We start from the raw sequence: 16,316 nt of genomic DNA on the forward strand, positions 1-16,316 counted from the left end.
TAATAAGGTTGTATTCGGGAGGTAAATATAAAAAATAACCACATATAGATTTATATGTGGTTATAATGTTACCAATAAGCTAATATTGGGTTATTAATTTGCCTTTAATTTGGGCAAATCCTGTAATTTTCTTTCCTGCGGCGTTAATTTTTTCCAGGCAACAAATGCCCGCGAGATATAAAATGCATACCGGTATGGTCTTTCGGCCTTAACCAGTTCTACCGACGGGCGATAAATAATCATGAAATTTTTAAGTTCTTCACCTTCAAGCTTGGTTAGCTCGGTCACTGCTTTCGCCGTAAAGTTCTCGTCAATTTCCTGCATGTACATTTCTTTTTCTTCTAAATCGGCTTCTTTACGCTGCTGTCTTTTATATTTACCATAGCCAAGGTTTAGGTTTAAACCACCAACTTTATCCTTCATCCGTTTACGGTTAAGGTTACCGCCTGTGTTGAGTAAAGTATATTTTTCGGCTAAAGGGTCTTTTGCATCCGTAATCTGGCTGTTCATTCTTACCGCATTAATATTTACCTCCTTTAAATTATTCGTTTTAACAGGCAAATAAATAGTCCTGTTTAACAGGTTGGTTAAATACAAAGTATCGGTGTGATAACCTACTGCAGAAAACTCGATCAGATCGCCAACATTGGCTCCAATGGCATATCTGCCTTCTTTATTGGTACTGGTTGCTTTTTTACTGTTCAGATTTCTAACGGTTACCCCAGGAAGTGAAAGTGTTTTTTTCGAAAAATCGAATACTGTACCTGTAGTTACAGTTTGTGCAAAAACGCCAATAGGCATAGCAAGCAATAGAAAAATGATTAGTTTGCGCATATTCAAAAGTAATTGAGTTCTTTGTTTAAAATCTGCTTTTAACAAACTTTAACATTACAACAAATCAGTTAGATTAGGGTTTTTAAATAATTGTCATCGTCAAAACCTATTAATACCGCCTTGTCATTTTTTTCGATTACCGGGCGTTTAATGGCACTTGTATTTTCTTTTAAATAGGCTATAGCCAAATCCTGAGTGTTTATTGCAGCCTGCTCCTCTTTGGTTAACTTTTTCCAGGTTAATCCCTTGCGGTTAAGCACTGTTTCCCAGCCAAAAATGTTGCACCACCCATTTAATTTTTCAGTAGTAATGCCTTTTTTCTTAAAATCGTGAAATTCGAAATCGATATGGTTTGCCTTTAACCAATCGAGCGATTTTTTAACTGTGTTGCAATTTGGAATTCCGTAAACGGTCATACTAAATGATAATGATGTGAAATGGAAAATGTATTAGGGATGAGGAAAAAATCGAACCGATCTTAAATCCAACAAGCCGTTTCAAAGATAGAAAAAAATGGAAGATGGATCATGGAATTGTACATCTCATCCTAAAATCCAATAATCCTGATCATTCGTCACATTTTTAGCCCTGTCTATCACATTTTAAATATTGGTATTATTGCACTTTGTAAAATTGTGGCCTAAACAAATCATCACAATGGAAATTATTTCTGGTAACCCTACTTCCGAAAAAGCAAAAAATATTAACCAGCTGGAGTTCTGGATCTCGACTACACTGTATATCCTGGCTTTAATTAGCATTTGCACACAAACCACCTATAATTCTGGCCATTCTTATCATTTTAGCGTAAGCAGTATCGATTACAGCGTAATGAAGAACTTTTTCCTACCTGAAATGTTCAAAATCAGTGTGGTGTATATAAGCTTTCTGCTGTTCAACTTCTGTTTTATGCCACAGCTATCGAGAAAAAATAACATTGCATTAAATATTATTCTTTCGGTTCTGGTAACTGCCTTTTCTGTTGTGGGCTGGATGGTGGCCAATACTTATTCGCAGGCTTACCGGCTAATTGAATTCGATAATATCGATAATGCCTACGACATGCTTTTTGGCGAAGCTTTTACCTATGTATTTTTCCTGTATCTTTTGTTTAACGTTTATGCCTTTTTTAATGAAAGGGGGCTGGAGTTATTGAATAAAATCAGCTTTTTAAGAGATTACAACCAAAATATCATTACCGAGATTTTCATTACTACAAGAATCTGGCTGATTTCGCTTTTGGTTTTTGCGGCGGTGCTTTCGTTTAGGCTTGATTATGATTTATTGGTAATCTGGCTAATTGCGCCACCAGTAAATATCCTGCTGGCTTTTTGTTCCATTTATTATATCATTCCAAACCTGCGGAAAAACCAGAAAGGTTTTGGCCGTTACTTTTGGGGCAATGTGGCTGTGAGTGCGCTCATCTCGCTCTTGTTGCTGATTATGTTGGTACCGTTTATGCGCAATGGTGAAACCGTGCCGGTTACTTTAATACTAGCTGCTATAGCCATGGTTTGCATTACAACTCCGTTGGCCTGGTACATTTATAAAAACAAGTTCGAAAAACAGACCGAAATTCAGATGCTGAAAACCGAACTAGGCAAATCAGATGCGAGTTTAAATTTCTTAAAATCGCAGATTAATCCACATTTCTTATTCAATGCCTTAAATACTTTGTTTGGTACCGCTTTGCAGGAAAATGCAGAAAGAACGGGCGAAGGGATCCAGAAACTTGGCGATATGATGCGCTTTATGTTACACGAAAACACACTGGATAAAATTTCGCTTACCCGTGAGGTAGAGTATCTGAACAATTATATCGATCTGCAAAAGTTACGCACTTCACGATCAGCCGATATACGGATTGAAACCCATATCGAAGAGCAGATCAATAATTTACAAATTACCCCTATGCTGCTTATCCCCTTTATCGAAAATGCTTTTAAACATGGTATCAGTCTGCAACAATCCTCGTACATCAAAATGACTTTACAAACTAAAGAAAGTACACTGTATTTTGATGTGAGCAACAGCATTTACATTAAGGCCGATAATGATCCTGAAAAACTAAAAAGCGGCATTGGCCTTGAAAATGTAAAACAACGCCTGTCATTGCTGTACCCAGGCAAGCACGAATTAATTATTCGCGAAAGCGCCAATGAGTTTTTTGTGCATTTAACGTTGCAGTTGGTTTAGTTCAATGGATATTATTGATAAAATTGAGAGGCTGTTTAAAAATTCACAGATCTATCAGGTGGGTGGGAACACCCACCTCAAGCGAACGCTTTGGGCGGTGTCTCCACCGCCCATTTCATATTTCGCAGAAATTTAAACAGTTTCTGAATCTTTTGCTTCTAAAGTTATAAATTTAGGCCTTTTGTAATTTCGATCCGATAGCTATCGGATGGAGCGTAATGGAGAAAACGATGAACAATGTTTAAAAGATTTCTCCGCTACGGTCGAAATGACGATTTCTTTTAAACACTGGGGATGCTTCCTTTGTCAGCATGACAGAAAAAGTGAAAACTATTAATAAACAAAAATGATCGCAATTGCCATAGATGATGAACCCATTGCATTAGATATTATAAAATCTCATGCTTCAAAAGTTCCGTTTATTACTTTGCAGGAAACCTTTACTGATGCTTTTGCGGCCATTACTTATCTTCAACAGCACAAAATTGACCTGATTTTTCTGGACATTAAAATGCCGGATATTAGCGGGATTGATTTTTTAAAAAGTTTGAGCAAGCCGCCAATGGTTGTTTTTACCACAGCTTATACTGAACACGCTGTACAAAGTTTTGAGCTCGACGCAGTTGATTACCTCCTTAAACCCTTTTCACTTTCGCGCTTTTTAAAGGCTTGCAACAAAGCCCATGAGCTGTTTAACCTACGGAGTGACAAACAGGAGGCAAAAACCAACCACATTTTTATAAAAGATGGTTACGAACAGGTAAAAGTAGAACTTGATGAAATTCTGTACTTCGAAGCTTCGGGTAACTATACCCAGATCCAGCTTAAAAACAAATTGCTGAGCTCGCGCATTACAATTAACGACCTGGCCGATTTGTTGCCAAAAACAGATTTTATTCGCTGTCACCGGGCCTTTATAGTGGCTAAAAATAAAATATCCAGATTTGACCGAAGCCAGATCTGGATAGATGAAAAAGTTATTCCAATTGGCGCCACCTACAGCGGCATCCAGCTTACCTAGCTTACTTTACGTTTACACGTATGCCTGCCGAATGGGTAGTAAACTCAGGCGCATACATGCTTTGCAAAGTAGTAATACCGTTCGAAAAATTGCCCGAATGGGTAACCCTCAACGGATATTCAAATACATAAGTACCTTTGGGCATATAACTGATAAAGAAATTGGTCGAAGCATCTTTAGTACTTTCATAATAACCCAATCCATCCTGGTACTTATACCTCGAAATTACGTTAACAGGCTCAAAGCCCGATGAACGCATATCTTTTAAATGAATGTATTCCATATCACGGTCGCAAAAAATTTCTACTCTTACTTTTACCAGATCGCCAGGAGCTAAAACATTATTGGCCGTTAAAGGGATTAGCACATCGCCTTTATTGCTGGCCTTTTGTAAAAACAGTTGCTTTTTAATCTTGACACCTGTAATGGCCGGCGTAATTTTATCCAGTTGTTCGAAATATTGCCAGTACAATGCACCCCAGGCAATGGTTTGATTGTTATTTTTAATTTGTACTTTTCCCATTTCTGGTTTTACGTTTGTACCCGCGACGGTTACTTTTTGATAACCTGTACCCGCTTCTTTTACCGGGTTCGGGCTTTGCAAATCAGTTAGTTTTTGGCTGCCGATGGTAATTTCGGGTTCCTTACTTTCGCTTAATAAATCTGTACCTTTCATTAACAGAGCATAACAGGCCGAAGTTGTGGCTTTAGTGGTTTTCCAATCATTGGTTTGTTTGTTTTTAAGCAGCCAGATTTTCATTTCCTCAACAGCTTTAGTGTCCTTAGCTACCTCATCAAACGCCTCAATCAGCAAGGACTGTGTTTCAACCGGACTTTGATACCACCACCAGCCAGCTTTATTTTTGGCCCAATACATTCCCAATTCTTCGCTCTGTTGTGCGGTTTGATTAAGCAGGGTGATGATTTTTTGAGCTTCGGCGGTATTGCCATTTCTGCTTAACACCAAAGCAGTTTGCGCCAGCTGGTAGCTATCAAAAGTTTTCCAGTTTGCAGTTAATCTTTTCAGGTAAAAATCTCTGGCCTTTATAAAATCGGCGCTTGTATTTTTAGAGTTGGTATAGCTTCTTGCAAACAAATAGTGTAGCGGCAAGTAGCTAATGTGGTTTCCTTGCAGCTCTTGTTTATAATCATTAACCAATTGTGCATCTAAATAAGCAATGGCTTTATTAAGCATGGTATTAAAACCTGTATAAGCTTTCTCATCGACCATTTTTAGTTTTTTTAACTGGCCTATCCCTAAAACAATATGCTGTGTAATGTAACGGTCTTCTCTCATACCGGTAAACCATGGAAAAGCGCCATTGTTATACTGCATTTTAGCAAGCTTATCGTAATTGTTTTTCAGCTCATAAGTCATTCGGTTTAAATCGAAAAGTACTGCCAAACGTTTTTTACGCTCGCTTTCATTATCAGCGTTGCGCACCCAAGGTGTTTCTTCGAGTAAGATTGATTTCAATTCCTGATTTTTCTCTAGATTGGATAAAAGTGCATCACCATTGTTGCTGCTTTTCCATTGTTCAAAAACCGTTTTAATTTTTGGCGATGAATTGATGATTCCAGTGGCAAAGCTATTGGCGTAAAAGCGGCTAAAGGTTTGTTCGGCACATTCGTACGGATACTCCATTAAATAAGGCAGAGCCTGTACCGCATACCAAACCGGATTTGAGGTAAACTCGAAAGTTAAACTTTGGTTACGGAGAGTTTTTGAAGTTCCCGATTTTTCAAGCTTCTCCATATCGAATGTCTTAGTGGTATTGCCCCTCACATTTACCGGCATGCTTTCGGTAACCAACATGGCATTGGGTAACACCGGAATGGTATTTTCTTCGCCATCGCTAAATTTACCACTTTGTGCCACAACCTTATAAGTAATGGCATTAATACCCGACGGGATAATCAATGTCCACTTCAAAACTGAACTACCTTCGTTATCCACTTCAAAAGCTTTTTCAGCTTTATCTACCTGATCAAAAACCTGAATTGGCTTACCTGTTAATGCATCCGTTAATGCTAAGCTTGCCTTACCATCCAGTTTCTTACCTGCTAAATTATTCAGTTTAGCGCTTAACAAGATGGTATCTCCTTCGCGGAAAAACCTTGGTGTATTGATTGCAATGGCCAGTTGCTTTTGTGTAACCAGTTCTTTGGTAACCGATGCGGTTCTTAAATCTTTGGTGTGGGCAAAACCCATCATCTTATAACGCGTTAATGATTGCGGAATGGTAAACTCGATTTTGATTTCGCCTTTGGCATCGGTTAATAATTGCGGATAAAAAAATGCCAGTTCGTTAAAATTGGTACGGGCAACAATGTTATTATTTTTTAATTGTCCCCCAGAATCATTGTCTCCAATACTGCTCATTCCTCTGATAAGTATTTTATCATTTGATCCTGGAACACCAGTATTATCCTGAATACTTAAGCCTGCTACTTTGCCCTCCAATGGAGCGTCTGAAACCTGAGCAACAGAAGCTGCCATGATTTCCTTTCGTTGCGAACCATATCCAACAACCATTACCTCGTTTAAAGCATTGCCGTCTTCTTTCAGGGTTATATCCATCCGCTTTTTACTCCCCACCACGGTGGTGTAATTCTTGTAACCAATAAATGAAAAACTTAACTTCTCACCTGCCCTGGCATCAATGGTATAAATTCCAAATACATTAGTTGTTGTTACCAATTTACCTGATTTAACCTGCACACCAGGTAATGTTTCTCCCTGATTATCGAACACCACACCATAGGTTAATTTACCCTTTTCAAGCTCAGCCAATTTCTGAATGGCTTCTGGTTGTAATCCGGCCTTTCTGGCTTTCTTTAGGTTATTGATATAATTGCGGTAAGCATAATTGTAACCTCCGTAATAACTATAACCAAACAAATTAAGGCTTTCGTATTTACGGGTAATAACGGCATGCTCGTAATTCGATTTTAAGAACCATAAATAGTTTGAGTTAGCATTGTTGTTGGCATTGAAGTTCCAGTTGTAGAAATAATAATTGAAACCAGTTTGCAAATAGGTATTCCAATTCATATTTTTCAAATCGTCCAGACTTGCATCGTAAAGTGTAGCCACCATTTCGGCCATCTGCTTTTCACCAGCGCTATTGCTGATCTGTAGCTTCCAGCTTTCCTTTTCGCCGGGTTGCAGCTTATCCCTGAATGTTAAAAATTTAATGTCGAGTTCTTTTTTCGGATCTACCATTTTAACCTGCTGCATCGAATTGTAAACCACCCCCTCATGCACCATCGTAAACTGCACAGCAAAACCATCGTGGTAACCGGTATCAGGCTTAATTTTAACGATACTTTGTTTGGGCGATAAGTTAAGCCACACTTTTTTGGTTACGCTATCGCGATAATAAACTTCATAATACCCTTTACTGTTGTTGGATAAACCAGCTAAACGAAAAACGGCACTTTCGCCAGGCCCGACTACACTTACCTCAGGAGTAATCCATTCGATATTTGATTGTATTAGAGCAGGTTGCTCACCATAAACTACTACATATTTATCTACTTTAACGGTATCGTTCTGTTCATTTACCGCCATTAAATTAATTTTATAATAGCCTGGCTTTAAATCTCGTTGCGTAAAACTCAGGTATCCCCTGCCATTTTTAACATCAGGATTTTGCTTTAATTCGACCGATTTCAGTGGCCATTTGGCCACCTCCAATTCTTTATTATATTCCTGATCTGGAAAAACTTTAATAAACGCCTCTTTGGATATTGAATAGTTTTCGGCATAAAAGGGCTTTTGTTCATCAGTCGCGAAGGCGCCTGCAATAAAGTCCATTCGGCTTTAACGTTAGCCTTAATTGGTTCATTATTTAAATTGCTTACCCAAAAGGTAAGGCTATCGCGCTTATTGCTGGTATAAATAACCTGTTCGGAATTGATGTTGAGGTTAATATCTTTCTGCCCCACACTAACTGATGAGGTTTTTGTCCGGGTTTCACCATTTAAGTCGGTCACTTCTACTTCAATATCATAGCTATAATTTTGCCTGATATCGGTTGCCTTAGCGAAAAATGTAATATCAAATTTGCCACCGGATTTGGTTGTTGTTTTACCAATGGCCATTTGTTTTCTTTCGAATGCACGCGATCCATAAATGGCCGCCTGCTCAGTATAATTTAACCTGTAATCGTAAAGCGCCCTGCGAAAAATTTTATAGTTCACGCTGGCATTACTGACCGAATATCCTGAAAAAGCACTGGCCTTCCCCACAACCTTAATGCTATCGTTCAGTTTATACCGTTGGTTGCGCTTATCAAAAACGACCTCGAAAGTTGGACGTTTATATTCTTCTACCTGCACTCCAATTTGGCCATCATCAGTGCTGATTACCATACTGCCATTTAACTTACCCATTGGTATGCTGAACGATCCCTGAAAAGTGCCAAAATCATTATTTTTAACAGTGGCTGTTGCAATTTCCTTTCCGTTAGCATCTTTAAAATAAACATCGATTATTCTATTTACTTCAATTTTATTTACCCCCTTTTCAATCCTTAAGCATAATCCTTTATAATAAACGGTTTGCCCCGGGCGATAAATAGGCCTATCCGTAAAAAGAATGATACGGCTATCCTCCTCGTTATCGCGGTAATTACTATAATTATTGATATTTAATTTCAGTTCATCTTTCCCCAGTGTAACCAGTGCCCTCGACATGTTATTATTGATTTCATTAGTACTGGCATAACCTTTATCGTTAGTAGTAAGCAAAACACCATTAACATATTTCCGAATATTGTAATCGTACCTTTGTTGCTGGATTTTAACGTTTTTTAAAGGGGCGCCATCAATGAGCTGACTTACAAAGTATTCATGTTTATCAACATTAATCCTGTTGATTACTGCCATGGCGGTAACCTTAAAATTGACATTGCTGTAAACGGTATCCTTTTGTTCACGATTAATGGTTTGCGCAATCAAAGTATAATCATTAAAGTGTAAACCATCTATTTTATCAATTAAAGTGTGGGTTTGGTAATCACTTGCTTTCGGCACCACAACCCGCCACTCCTTTATTACCTTATTATCTTTTAAAAAAGCAAAAAACTCCTTTTTGTTATTAAACTGCTGGTACTCATTTTTAGACTCTGGTGTTTTAAAAAGCCTGAAATATACCGTATCAACATTTTTGTATGATAAGTGTAGTTGTGCAGCTTTATCAGGCTGTACATAAGCCCTGGTTTGAATGGTTAGCTGACTACTTTTTATCTGGTTGATTAAGTTAAGGGCATTTTTTGCACCTATACTTTTGGGATAACGATTAATTGCCTTTTCGGCTAAGGTCACAGCTGTTAAAAGATTTCCCTTATTGCTATCACCAGGTAACTGTGCATTTTTGTGAATTAAAGCCTGCTCATATAAAATATCGGCATAGACTTCGCTGCCTGTACTTTGCTCAGCCAAACGGTTTAAAGCCTCAGCGTAAGCTTCCTGATTGTCGCCCATAAAATACTGGTTTACAAAGATTAACCTTTTCAAATCAATATCAGCTAAAGCCGTGAGGTTGTTGTTGCTTTGATGAAATCTGATTAGTTTTTTAAACAATTGTAAGGCCTGTATTTTAAACAATGTACTATCTGTAGGCAATGCCATTGCTAAAAAATCTTGTGTATTGCCCAGTAAGTTAGGGTTGTTTCTATCCAGCAACTCATCATCGTAACCGGTAAGGTTAAGCTGGGTATTGCTAAAAACTTCAATGGCGCGGTGGGCCAGCAAATCGTAAAGAGTGGGCCTGAAATTCCGGTTGCTTTTATCGCCGGCTAAAACGGCATCTAAAACATCTACTTTGGTTTGTTGCAAAACATCAGCTTCGCTTAAGGAGAGCAGGTAATATTTTACCGTTTCATTGTTTAATTTTTTAATATCCCAGGTTTTAATATCATCGCCAATATTGCCCTGCACCTGTGTGCGTTGCATAATCTGCCAGTTATTTTCTCTCAGGTAATTCCAATAGATTTCGGCCAGTAATGATTGTAAAATACTTTTTTCGGGTTGTCTCGCAGTACTGATATCTTGCCGTAAATCGATCAGGATCTTATTAAAAGCGTCTTCTTCCAAATAGCCTTGAAACATCATGCGGTAGATAACCGATTTAATGATTAAAGGTGTATTATGTGTTTGGTGTGCCTCCAGACTAATTTTCTCTATTAAGGCCAGTGCATCTTTGGGTTGGGCGCGGTTAGCAATAGAATCTACCCGGTAAAAATCTTCGAAAGTATATTTCTGCGCCGAAACATTTAACGAAAGCAAAAATGCGCAGATTAGGGAGGCGAAAAAGCGTAAAGATAGATTCATAATTACATTGGGTTTTAATATAGATGGACGAGGATTACAAATTCCATAATTAATTATAATTTTATCTGATTCTGATACTAATCTAAGTATTAACTGATTAAATGTTACAAGCAATAAACATTAAGGTTTTTAACATTCGAAGCATAACCTTATCTTTGCATCCATGTCAACACAACTAAAAAATCTATCCGATTTCTCTCATACTACGGTGCCTAGCGGGGCAGACTATAAATTCGGCATTATTGTGGCCGAGTGGAATGCTGAAATTACCGGCGCTTTATACAATGGTGCATTAAAAACTTTGCTGGCCAATGGTGTAAAGGAAGAAAACATCGTTTCGCTACCTGTACCCGGCAGCTTTGAATTAACTGGCGGTGCCGAGATTTTATTGAGCAAAAGGAGTGATATTGATGCGGTAATCTGTTTGGGTTGTGTAATTCAGGGCGATACCAAGCATTTTGATTTCATTTGCGATGCTGTAGCACAAGGAGTAACCAATGTTGGCATTAAGTACAGTAAACCTGTAATTTTTGGTGTTTTAACTACCAATAACCTGGAGCAGGCGCAAGACCGTGCTGGTGGCAAACATGGCAATAAAGGCGATGAAGCAGCGATTACAGCCATTAAAATGGCCGATTTTTCTGCAAACATTTAACATTGCGTTTTAATAAAGTATTTGTAACTTAGAGATTTAATATTAATCCGATCTGCTTAAACAATCATGATTTTCATGAGCGCTTAAGCACTTTTGAAACAAACTTATACAGATGAAAAAAGTAGCCATTTTATTATTGGCGGTGTTTTGCACCATTACCATTTTAGAATCTTGTTCTTCTAAACTTTGTCCTGCATACGGATCTTATCCGGAAGGAAAACGCAGAAGAAACTAACCTCCTATTTCTTAATTCTCATATTCAGGTCATTTGCAGAACTTTATTTAATTGCAGGTGTTATTCTAAAAACAATAAAATATATTCATGAATTGGGTTAACTTAACTTCAGTAGAACAACTTGAAGAAATCAAAAACGCAAGTGGCTACAGCCTCATTTTTAAGCACAGTACACGTTGCTCGATTAGCCTGATGGCTAAAAAGAACTTTGAGTTTGATTGGGACGTAATTCCTTCGGATACTAAGCTTTTCTTTTTAGATCTGATTAGTTACCGCGATATTTCAAACCATGTTGCAGAAGTGTTTCAGGTAACACACCAATCGCCACAGATTTTATTAATTAAAGATGGCGAGTGCGTATTAGAAGCTTCGCACAGCGATATCTCGGCAGAAGAAGTTGCAGAAGTGATTGCTGCCTAAATAATAAAAAAATTTGATAAAGAAAGGGTATTCAAGCGATTGGATACCCTTTTTTATTGATTGTTGCTCTACTGGTTGGTGTCCACACAAACCAACCTTACTCATCCATCCGTAGAGACGCTTCGCTGAACCCTGTGGACAGTATACGATCGCCGCATGGATAGAAAACAAAAAAGGCCTATGAATACACAGACCTTTAACATATGATTTTTTGTAGTATTGCTTAAGCAACTACAGTATTTTCAATTTTCAATATTTTAGAAGTTTTCTTTCTTGTTTCTTTGCAAAGATCTGAATCCTGTGCCAATGCTTTTCCATAGGTTGGGATCATTTCTCTGATTTTAGCCTGCCACTCATCAGTAGCTAAATCTTCTGCAAAGCAACGGTTTAGTAAATCGAGCATGATAGAAACAGCTGTTGATGCACCCGGAGAAGCGCCTAATAAAGCTGCAATAGAACCATCGGCTGCATTTACTACTTCGGTACCAAACTCTAAAATACCACCCTTTTTCTCATCTTTCTTAATTACCTGTACGCGCTGACCAGCATATTCCAGTTCCCAATCTTTCAATTCAGCAGTTGGTAAATATTCTTTCAATGCTTCCAGTCTATCTTCGGGCGACTGTCTAACCTGCTCAATTAAATACTTTGTTAAATCTAAATTGTGCAATCCAGCCGAAATCATTGGACGGATATTGTTAAACTTGATCGATTTTGGTAAATCTAAAAACGATCCGTTTTTAAGGAATTTAGTTGAAAAACCTGCATAAGGACCAAATAATAAGGCTTGCTTACCATTAATCATGCGGGTATCGAGGTGTGGCACCGACATAGGCGGCGCACCAACCGCAGCTTTACCGTAAACCTTTGCGTGGTGTTTTTTAATAATTTCTTCGTTGGTACATTTTAACCATTGTCCGCTAACCGGGAAACCGCCAAAACCTTTTCCTTCAGGAATATCAGATTTTTCTAACAATGGCAAAGAGCCACCACCAGCACCGATAAATACAAATTTAGCTACGCGTTTACGTTTATCGCCGCTATCCAGATCTTTTACCTTTACAATCCAGTTACCATCTTTGTTCTTTTTCAGATCGCGGATTTCGTGGTTGAAATGAAGATTAACATTATTCTGCTCTTTCAGGTTGTTAAACATATCACGGGTTAGTGTACCAAAGTTAACATCGGTACCCAGATCCATTTTTGTTGCAGCAACTTTTTCATTTTTTTTGCGGCCATCCATAATCAATGGTGCCCAGCTTTTTACCAGTTCGGTATCTTCGGTGTACTGCATATCGCTAAACAGATCGCATTGTGTTAATGCATCGTAGCGTTTTTTCAGGTAATCGACATTCTTTTTACCCCAAACAAAGCTCATGTGTGGAATGTTGCGGATAAAATTGCAGGGGTCGGAAACCAAACCCTTTGTTACTAAGTATGACCAAAACTGTTTAGAAACTTCGAAATGTTCGGCAATCTGAATGGCTTTTTTTGTTTCCACCGTACCGTCCTTCTTCTCGGGCGTGTAGTTTAATTCGCAAAAAGCAGAGTGTCCCGTTCCGGCGTTATTCCAGGCATCAGAACTTTCTGCTGCTGCAATATCTAAACGTTCGTAAATTTCAATGCTTAAATTAGGCTCTAATTGTTTTAATAAAACACCCAGGGTTGCACTCATGATGCCTGCCCCTATTAAAATTACATCAGCGTCAGTTTTACCAACTGTCTTTTTCTTTTTTGTCATCTTATTCTAAAGGAGTTACAAATTTAACACGATTTTAAACATCCTACGAATTTTAGGGCATTAAATCTGAAAAAAATTGCGTAAAAACGAGAAATACTTCCCTATTTTTAATTGCTTCTAATCAAATCTTAATCCAAAATTTCACCCAACCTGTATATTCATTAAAAAAGACATTCACTAAACAATAAGCTTCAATATTAATTTACTAAATACAACACTCCTTTCTTTGAGAAATTTATCATATTGCTTTTAAACACACTCATTCTTTAAAATTTTGATAAAGAATTTCAAAATCAACCTACAAATTCTGTCGAATCACCATTATTTACTTCGTTTTCTATCAAAATGATAGTTTTTCACATGCATCAATTTAGCATTAATGCAATCAAATTTTAATTTTAAGGCAGCGAACTGTTTGCAACGTTAAAAAATTCATAGAATCGACTAACTATGATTAGCAGAAAAATTGAAAGTGATACTAATCAATATGGCTTAAAATATTAATCAGTTTACCAAAGGGATCCCGGGTGTAAAACCTCCTTACACCCCAGGTTTCATTAACAGGACCATATTCGACAGGGAACCCTGCTGCTATCACTTTCGCCAATACCTGATCAACATTTTCTACCTCTATAGACAGATCGGGTGTTGCAGTACCCGAGCCGCCTTCGCTGGCAAAACTGATTTGTACATCCATTTTTTGCCCAACCGTACCATAGGTTGTTATCCAACCATGATCCATGAGTAAATCCAGACCTAAAATATCCTGATAAAAACGGGCTGCAACTGCAATTTCGGTGGCATCAATATTAACTACTATTCTTTTTACCATAATTAGGATATCAGTTGTTTTCAACAATGAAAAGCCCTGCAATGTTTATCACAGGGCTCTCTATTTCTATCTTTAATTTTTAAGTTTTGCCTTAAATACTTTTTCCAGTTTCTCTATTTTCGGGAGGATAACCAACCTGCAATAAGGTTCGCTTCCGTTTTTATTAAAATAATTCTGGTGGTAGTTTTCGGCAACATAAAAAGGCTTGGCAGCTTCTATGGCTGTAACCACTTTTTTGCCGTAGGCATTGGTTTTATTCAGTTCGGCTTTATACTTCTCGGCAGCTGCTTTTTGCTCTGCACTGTGGTAAAAAATAACCGAGCGATATTGAGTTCCACTATCAGCACCTTGGCGGTTTAGTGTAGTAGGGTCGTGACTTTTCCAGAATACTTCCAGTAAATCATCGTAAGAAATTACCATTGGATTGTAGGTAATTTCGAGTACTTCGGCATGACCTGTTGCACCAGTACAAACCTCTTCGTAAGTTGGATTGCTTAAAGTACCACCTTCATAACCCGATTTAACAGAGACTACCCCTTTTAAGCGTTGAAATATAGCTTCTGTACACCAGAAACAACCCATACCAAAGGTTGCCTTTTCTGTTTTCTTTCCTTGCGCCTGCACCTGGTTGATGGCACAAACGGCCAATAGTATTAAAATTATCTTTTTCATTTTGTGTTTATTGTTTTATCTATTGTGAGGCCATCCTAATTAGAACCGACTGTTCGACCAGAACCAATCATAATGGTTTCATTGTATTATTCAATTAGTCGTAAACAAATCCTTATCCTTACAACACCATTAAACTATTTAAAGCTAATTATACGAAATAAAACTGCCCGTAGTTTGCGAATAAATTATAATGGATTTAGTGTGACAATAGAACATTTCTTTGTCTTTTCTGTTTTTGTTAATAACTTAAAAAACTGTATATTAATTCATTAATAGTATATCATTGATGCAAAAATCAGTTATTAACAATTCTTTCTAAATTCGTACAACATTAAATTTAAAATTATGTCAACACCGTATATCCCTTGTTTAGATTTAGGCTCGTACATTAACGGCACCGAAGAAGAACGCAAAAAGTTTTCTGATGAACTGGGCAGAGCCTTTAACGATTCGGGCTTTGTAACCATTACCAACCATGGCCTGAGCCAGGAGTTGATTGATAAACTTTACGAAAACATTAAAGCTGCTTTTGCTTTACCGGTAGAAACAAAAAGGAAATATGAAAAACCCGAACTGGCTGGCCAACGCGGTTATACCAGTGCAGGGAAAGAAACAGCTAAAGGTGCTAAAACTCCTGATCTGAAAGAATTCTGGCAAATTGGTCAGGAGGTTACAGATGGCGATCCGGTTAAAAATGAATATCCGGATAACGAAGTTTTAACCGAATTACCCGATTTTAACCCGGTTACCAGCGAAATTTACAAGAAACTGGAAGAAAACGGAACACATTTATTACGTGCCATTGCTACTTATTTAGAACTGCCGATTAATTATTTTGACAAACATGTACACAATGGCAATTCGATTTTAAGGGGCATTCACTATTTCCCGATTGAAAATCCTGAAACTATTCCGGATGATGCTGTACGCGCTGGAGCACACGAGGATATTAACCTAATTACTTTATTAATTGGCGCCAGTGCCGATGGCCTGGAAGTTTTAACCCGCAGCAATGAGTGGTTACCGATTAAAGCGCACCATACCGATATTGTAGTAAACGTTGGCGATATGTTGCAACGCTTAACCAACAACAAATTAAAATCGACAACGCACAGAGTAGTAAATCCGCCACGCGAGCTGATGAAAACCTCGCGTTTCTCAGTCCCTTTCTTCCTGCACCCACGTAGTGACATGGATTTAACTAGTTTAGCTTCGACTATCGATACCGAACACCCGAAAGCCTATAGCGATATGACTGCTGGCGAATACCTGGATGAACGTTTGAGAGAAATTGGATTGAAAAAATAAAGGGATCGTCATTGCGAGGCTCGATTTTTCATCGAGACGTGGCAATCTTTTTCTAAAAATTTA

Annotated in this window: 13 protein-coding genes; 6 read left to right on the forward strand and 7 right to left on the reverse strand. The window is 37.9% G+C overall.

The features are described 5' to 3' along the window. Window positions 1-93: 93 nt before the first annotated feature. Complete coding sequence (locus G7074_RS05860; RefSeq protein ID WP_124561669.1) at window positions 94-834, reverse strand: carboxypeptidase-like regulatory domain-containing protein; 741 nt, start codon at window positions 832-834, stop codon at window positions 94-96. A gap of 68 nt (window positions 835-902) precedes the next feature. Beyond that, a complete protein-coding gene (locus G7074_RS05865) occupies window positions 903-1,250 on the reverse strand; it encodes a Spx/MgsR family RNA polymerase-binding regulatory protein (RefSeq protein WP_124561668.1) in 348 nt (115 codons plus the stop codon). Between the two features lie 241 nt (window positions 1,251-1,491). On the opposite strand from G7074_RS05865, the gene G7074_RS05870 reads away from it, so the two are divergent. Both G7074_RS05870 and G7074_RS05875 read left to right on the forward strand, forming a co-directional pair. Next, window positions 1,492-3,030: a sensor histidine kinase gene (locus G7074_RS05870; protein ID WP_199748399.1), complete on the forward strand. Its 1,539-nt coding sequence runs from the start codon at window positions 1,492-1,494 to the stop codon at window positions 3,028-3,030. Window positions 3,031-3,376: 346 nt separating this feature from the next. Beyond that, window positions 3,377-4,051, forward strand: a complete 675-nt coding sequence (locus G7074_RS05875) for a LytTR family DNA-binding domain-containing protein (protein WP_124561667.1) — start codon at window positions 3,377-3,379, stop codon at window positions 4,049-4,051. Window position 4,052: 1 nt separating this feature from the next. Here G7074_RS05875 and G7074_RS05880 read toward each other — a convergent pair whose 3' ends face one another. Further along, window positions 4,053-7,625, reverse strand: coding sequence for an alpha-2-macroglobulin family protein (locus G7074_RS05880; RefSeq protein ID WP_370526638.1), 3,573 nt, complete (start codon window positions 7,623-7,625; stop codon window positions 4,053-4,055). Between the two features lie 101 nt (window positions 7,626-7,726). Next, on the reverse strand, window positions 7,727-10,390 hold the full coding sequence (locus G7074_RS27010; RefSeq protein ID WP_240916473.1) for an MG2 domain-containing protein: 2,664 nt from the start codon (window positions 10,388-10,390) through the stop codon (window positions 7,727-7,729). 163 nt (window positions 10,391-10,553) lie between these two features. On the opposite strand from G7074_RS27010, the gene ribH reads away from it, so the two are divergent. The 3 genes from ribH to ytxJ all read left to right on the forward strand — a co-directional run bounded on the left by ribH (window position 10,554) and on the right by ytxJ (window position 11,700). Next, window positions 10,554-11,045 carry a 6,7-dimethyl-8-ribityllumazine synthase gene (ribH, locus tag G7074_RS05885; RefSeq protein ID WP_090765761.1) on the forward strand — a complete coding sequence of 164 codons (492 nt, stop codon included), beginning with the start codon at window positions 10,554-10,556 and terminating at the stop codon, window positions 11,043-11,045. A 112-nt stretch (window positions 11,046-11,157) separates the two neighbouring features. Continuing rightward, window positions 11,158-11,280, forward strand: coding sequence for a hypothetical protein (locus G7074_RS27555; RefSeq protein WP_255420130.1), 123 nt, complete (start codon window positions 11,158-11,160; stop codon window positions 11,278-11,280). Window positions 11,281-11,367: 87 nt separating this feature from the next. Beyond that, the gene (ytxJ, locus tag G7074_RS05890; protein ID WP_166207382.1) at window positions 11,368-11,700 is read left to right on the forward strand and encodes a bacillithiol system redox-active protein YtxJ; all 333 of its coding nucleotides are present in this window, start codon (window positions 11,368-11,370) and stop codon (window positions 11,698-11,700) included. Between the two features lie 223 nt (window positions 11,701-11,923). On the opposite strand, the gene G7074_RS05895 is transcribed toward ytxJ, so the two are convergent. The 3 genes from G7074_RS05895 to msrA form a co-directional block, all read right to left on the reverse strand. Continuing rightward, window positions 11,924-13,441, reverse strand: a complete 1,518-nt coding sequence (locus tag G7074_RS05895) for a malate:quinone oxidoreductase (protein WP_124561664.1) — start codon at window positions 13,439-13,441, stop codon at window positions 11,924-11,926. A 478-nt stretch (window positions 13,442-13,919) separates the two neighbouring features. Next, complete coding sequence (locus tag G7074_RS05900) at window positions 13,920-14,273, reverse strand: VOC family protein (RefSeq protein ID WP_199748398.1); 354 nt, start codon at window positions 14,271-14,273, stop codon at window positions 13,920-13,922. A 72-nt stretch (window positions 14,274-14,345) separates the two neighbouring features. Further along, entirely contained in the window at window positions 14,346-14,945 is a 600-nt protein-coding gene (gene msrA / locus G7074_RS05905) for a peptide-methionine (S)-S-oxide reductase MsrA (RefSeq protein WP_124561663.1), read from the reverse strand. Between the two features lie 345 nt (window positions 14,946-15,290). Between msrA and G7074_RS05910 the strand changes: the two genes are divergently transcribed. Next, complete coding sequence (locus G7074_RS05910; RefSeq protein WP_124561662.1) at window positions 15,291-16,253, forward strand: isopenicillin N synthase family oxygenase; 963 nt, start codon at window positions 15,291-15,293, stop codon at window positions 16,251-16,253. Window positions 16,254-16,316 lie beyond the last annotated feature (63 nt).

The sequence above is a fragment of the Pedobacter sp. HDW13 genome (assembly GCF_011303555.1).
GTDB lineage: Bacteria > Bacteroidota > Bacteroidia > Sphingobacteriales > Sphingobacteriaceae > Pedobacter.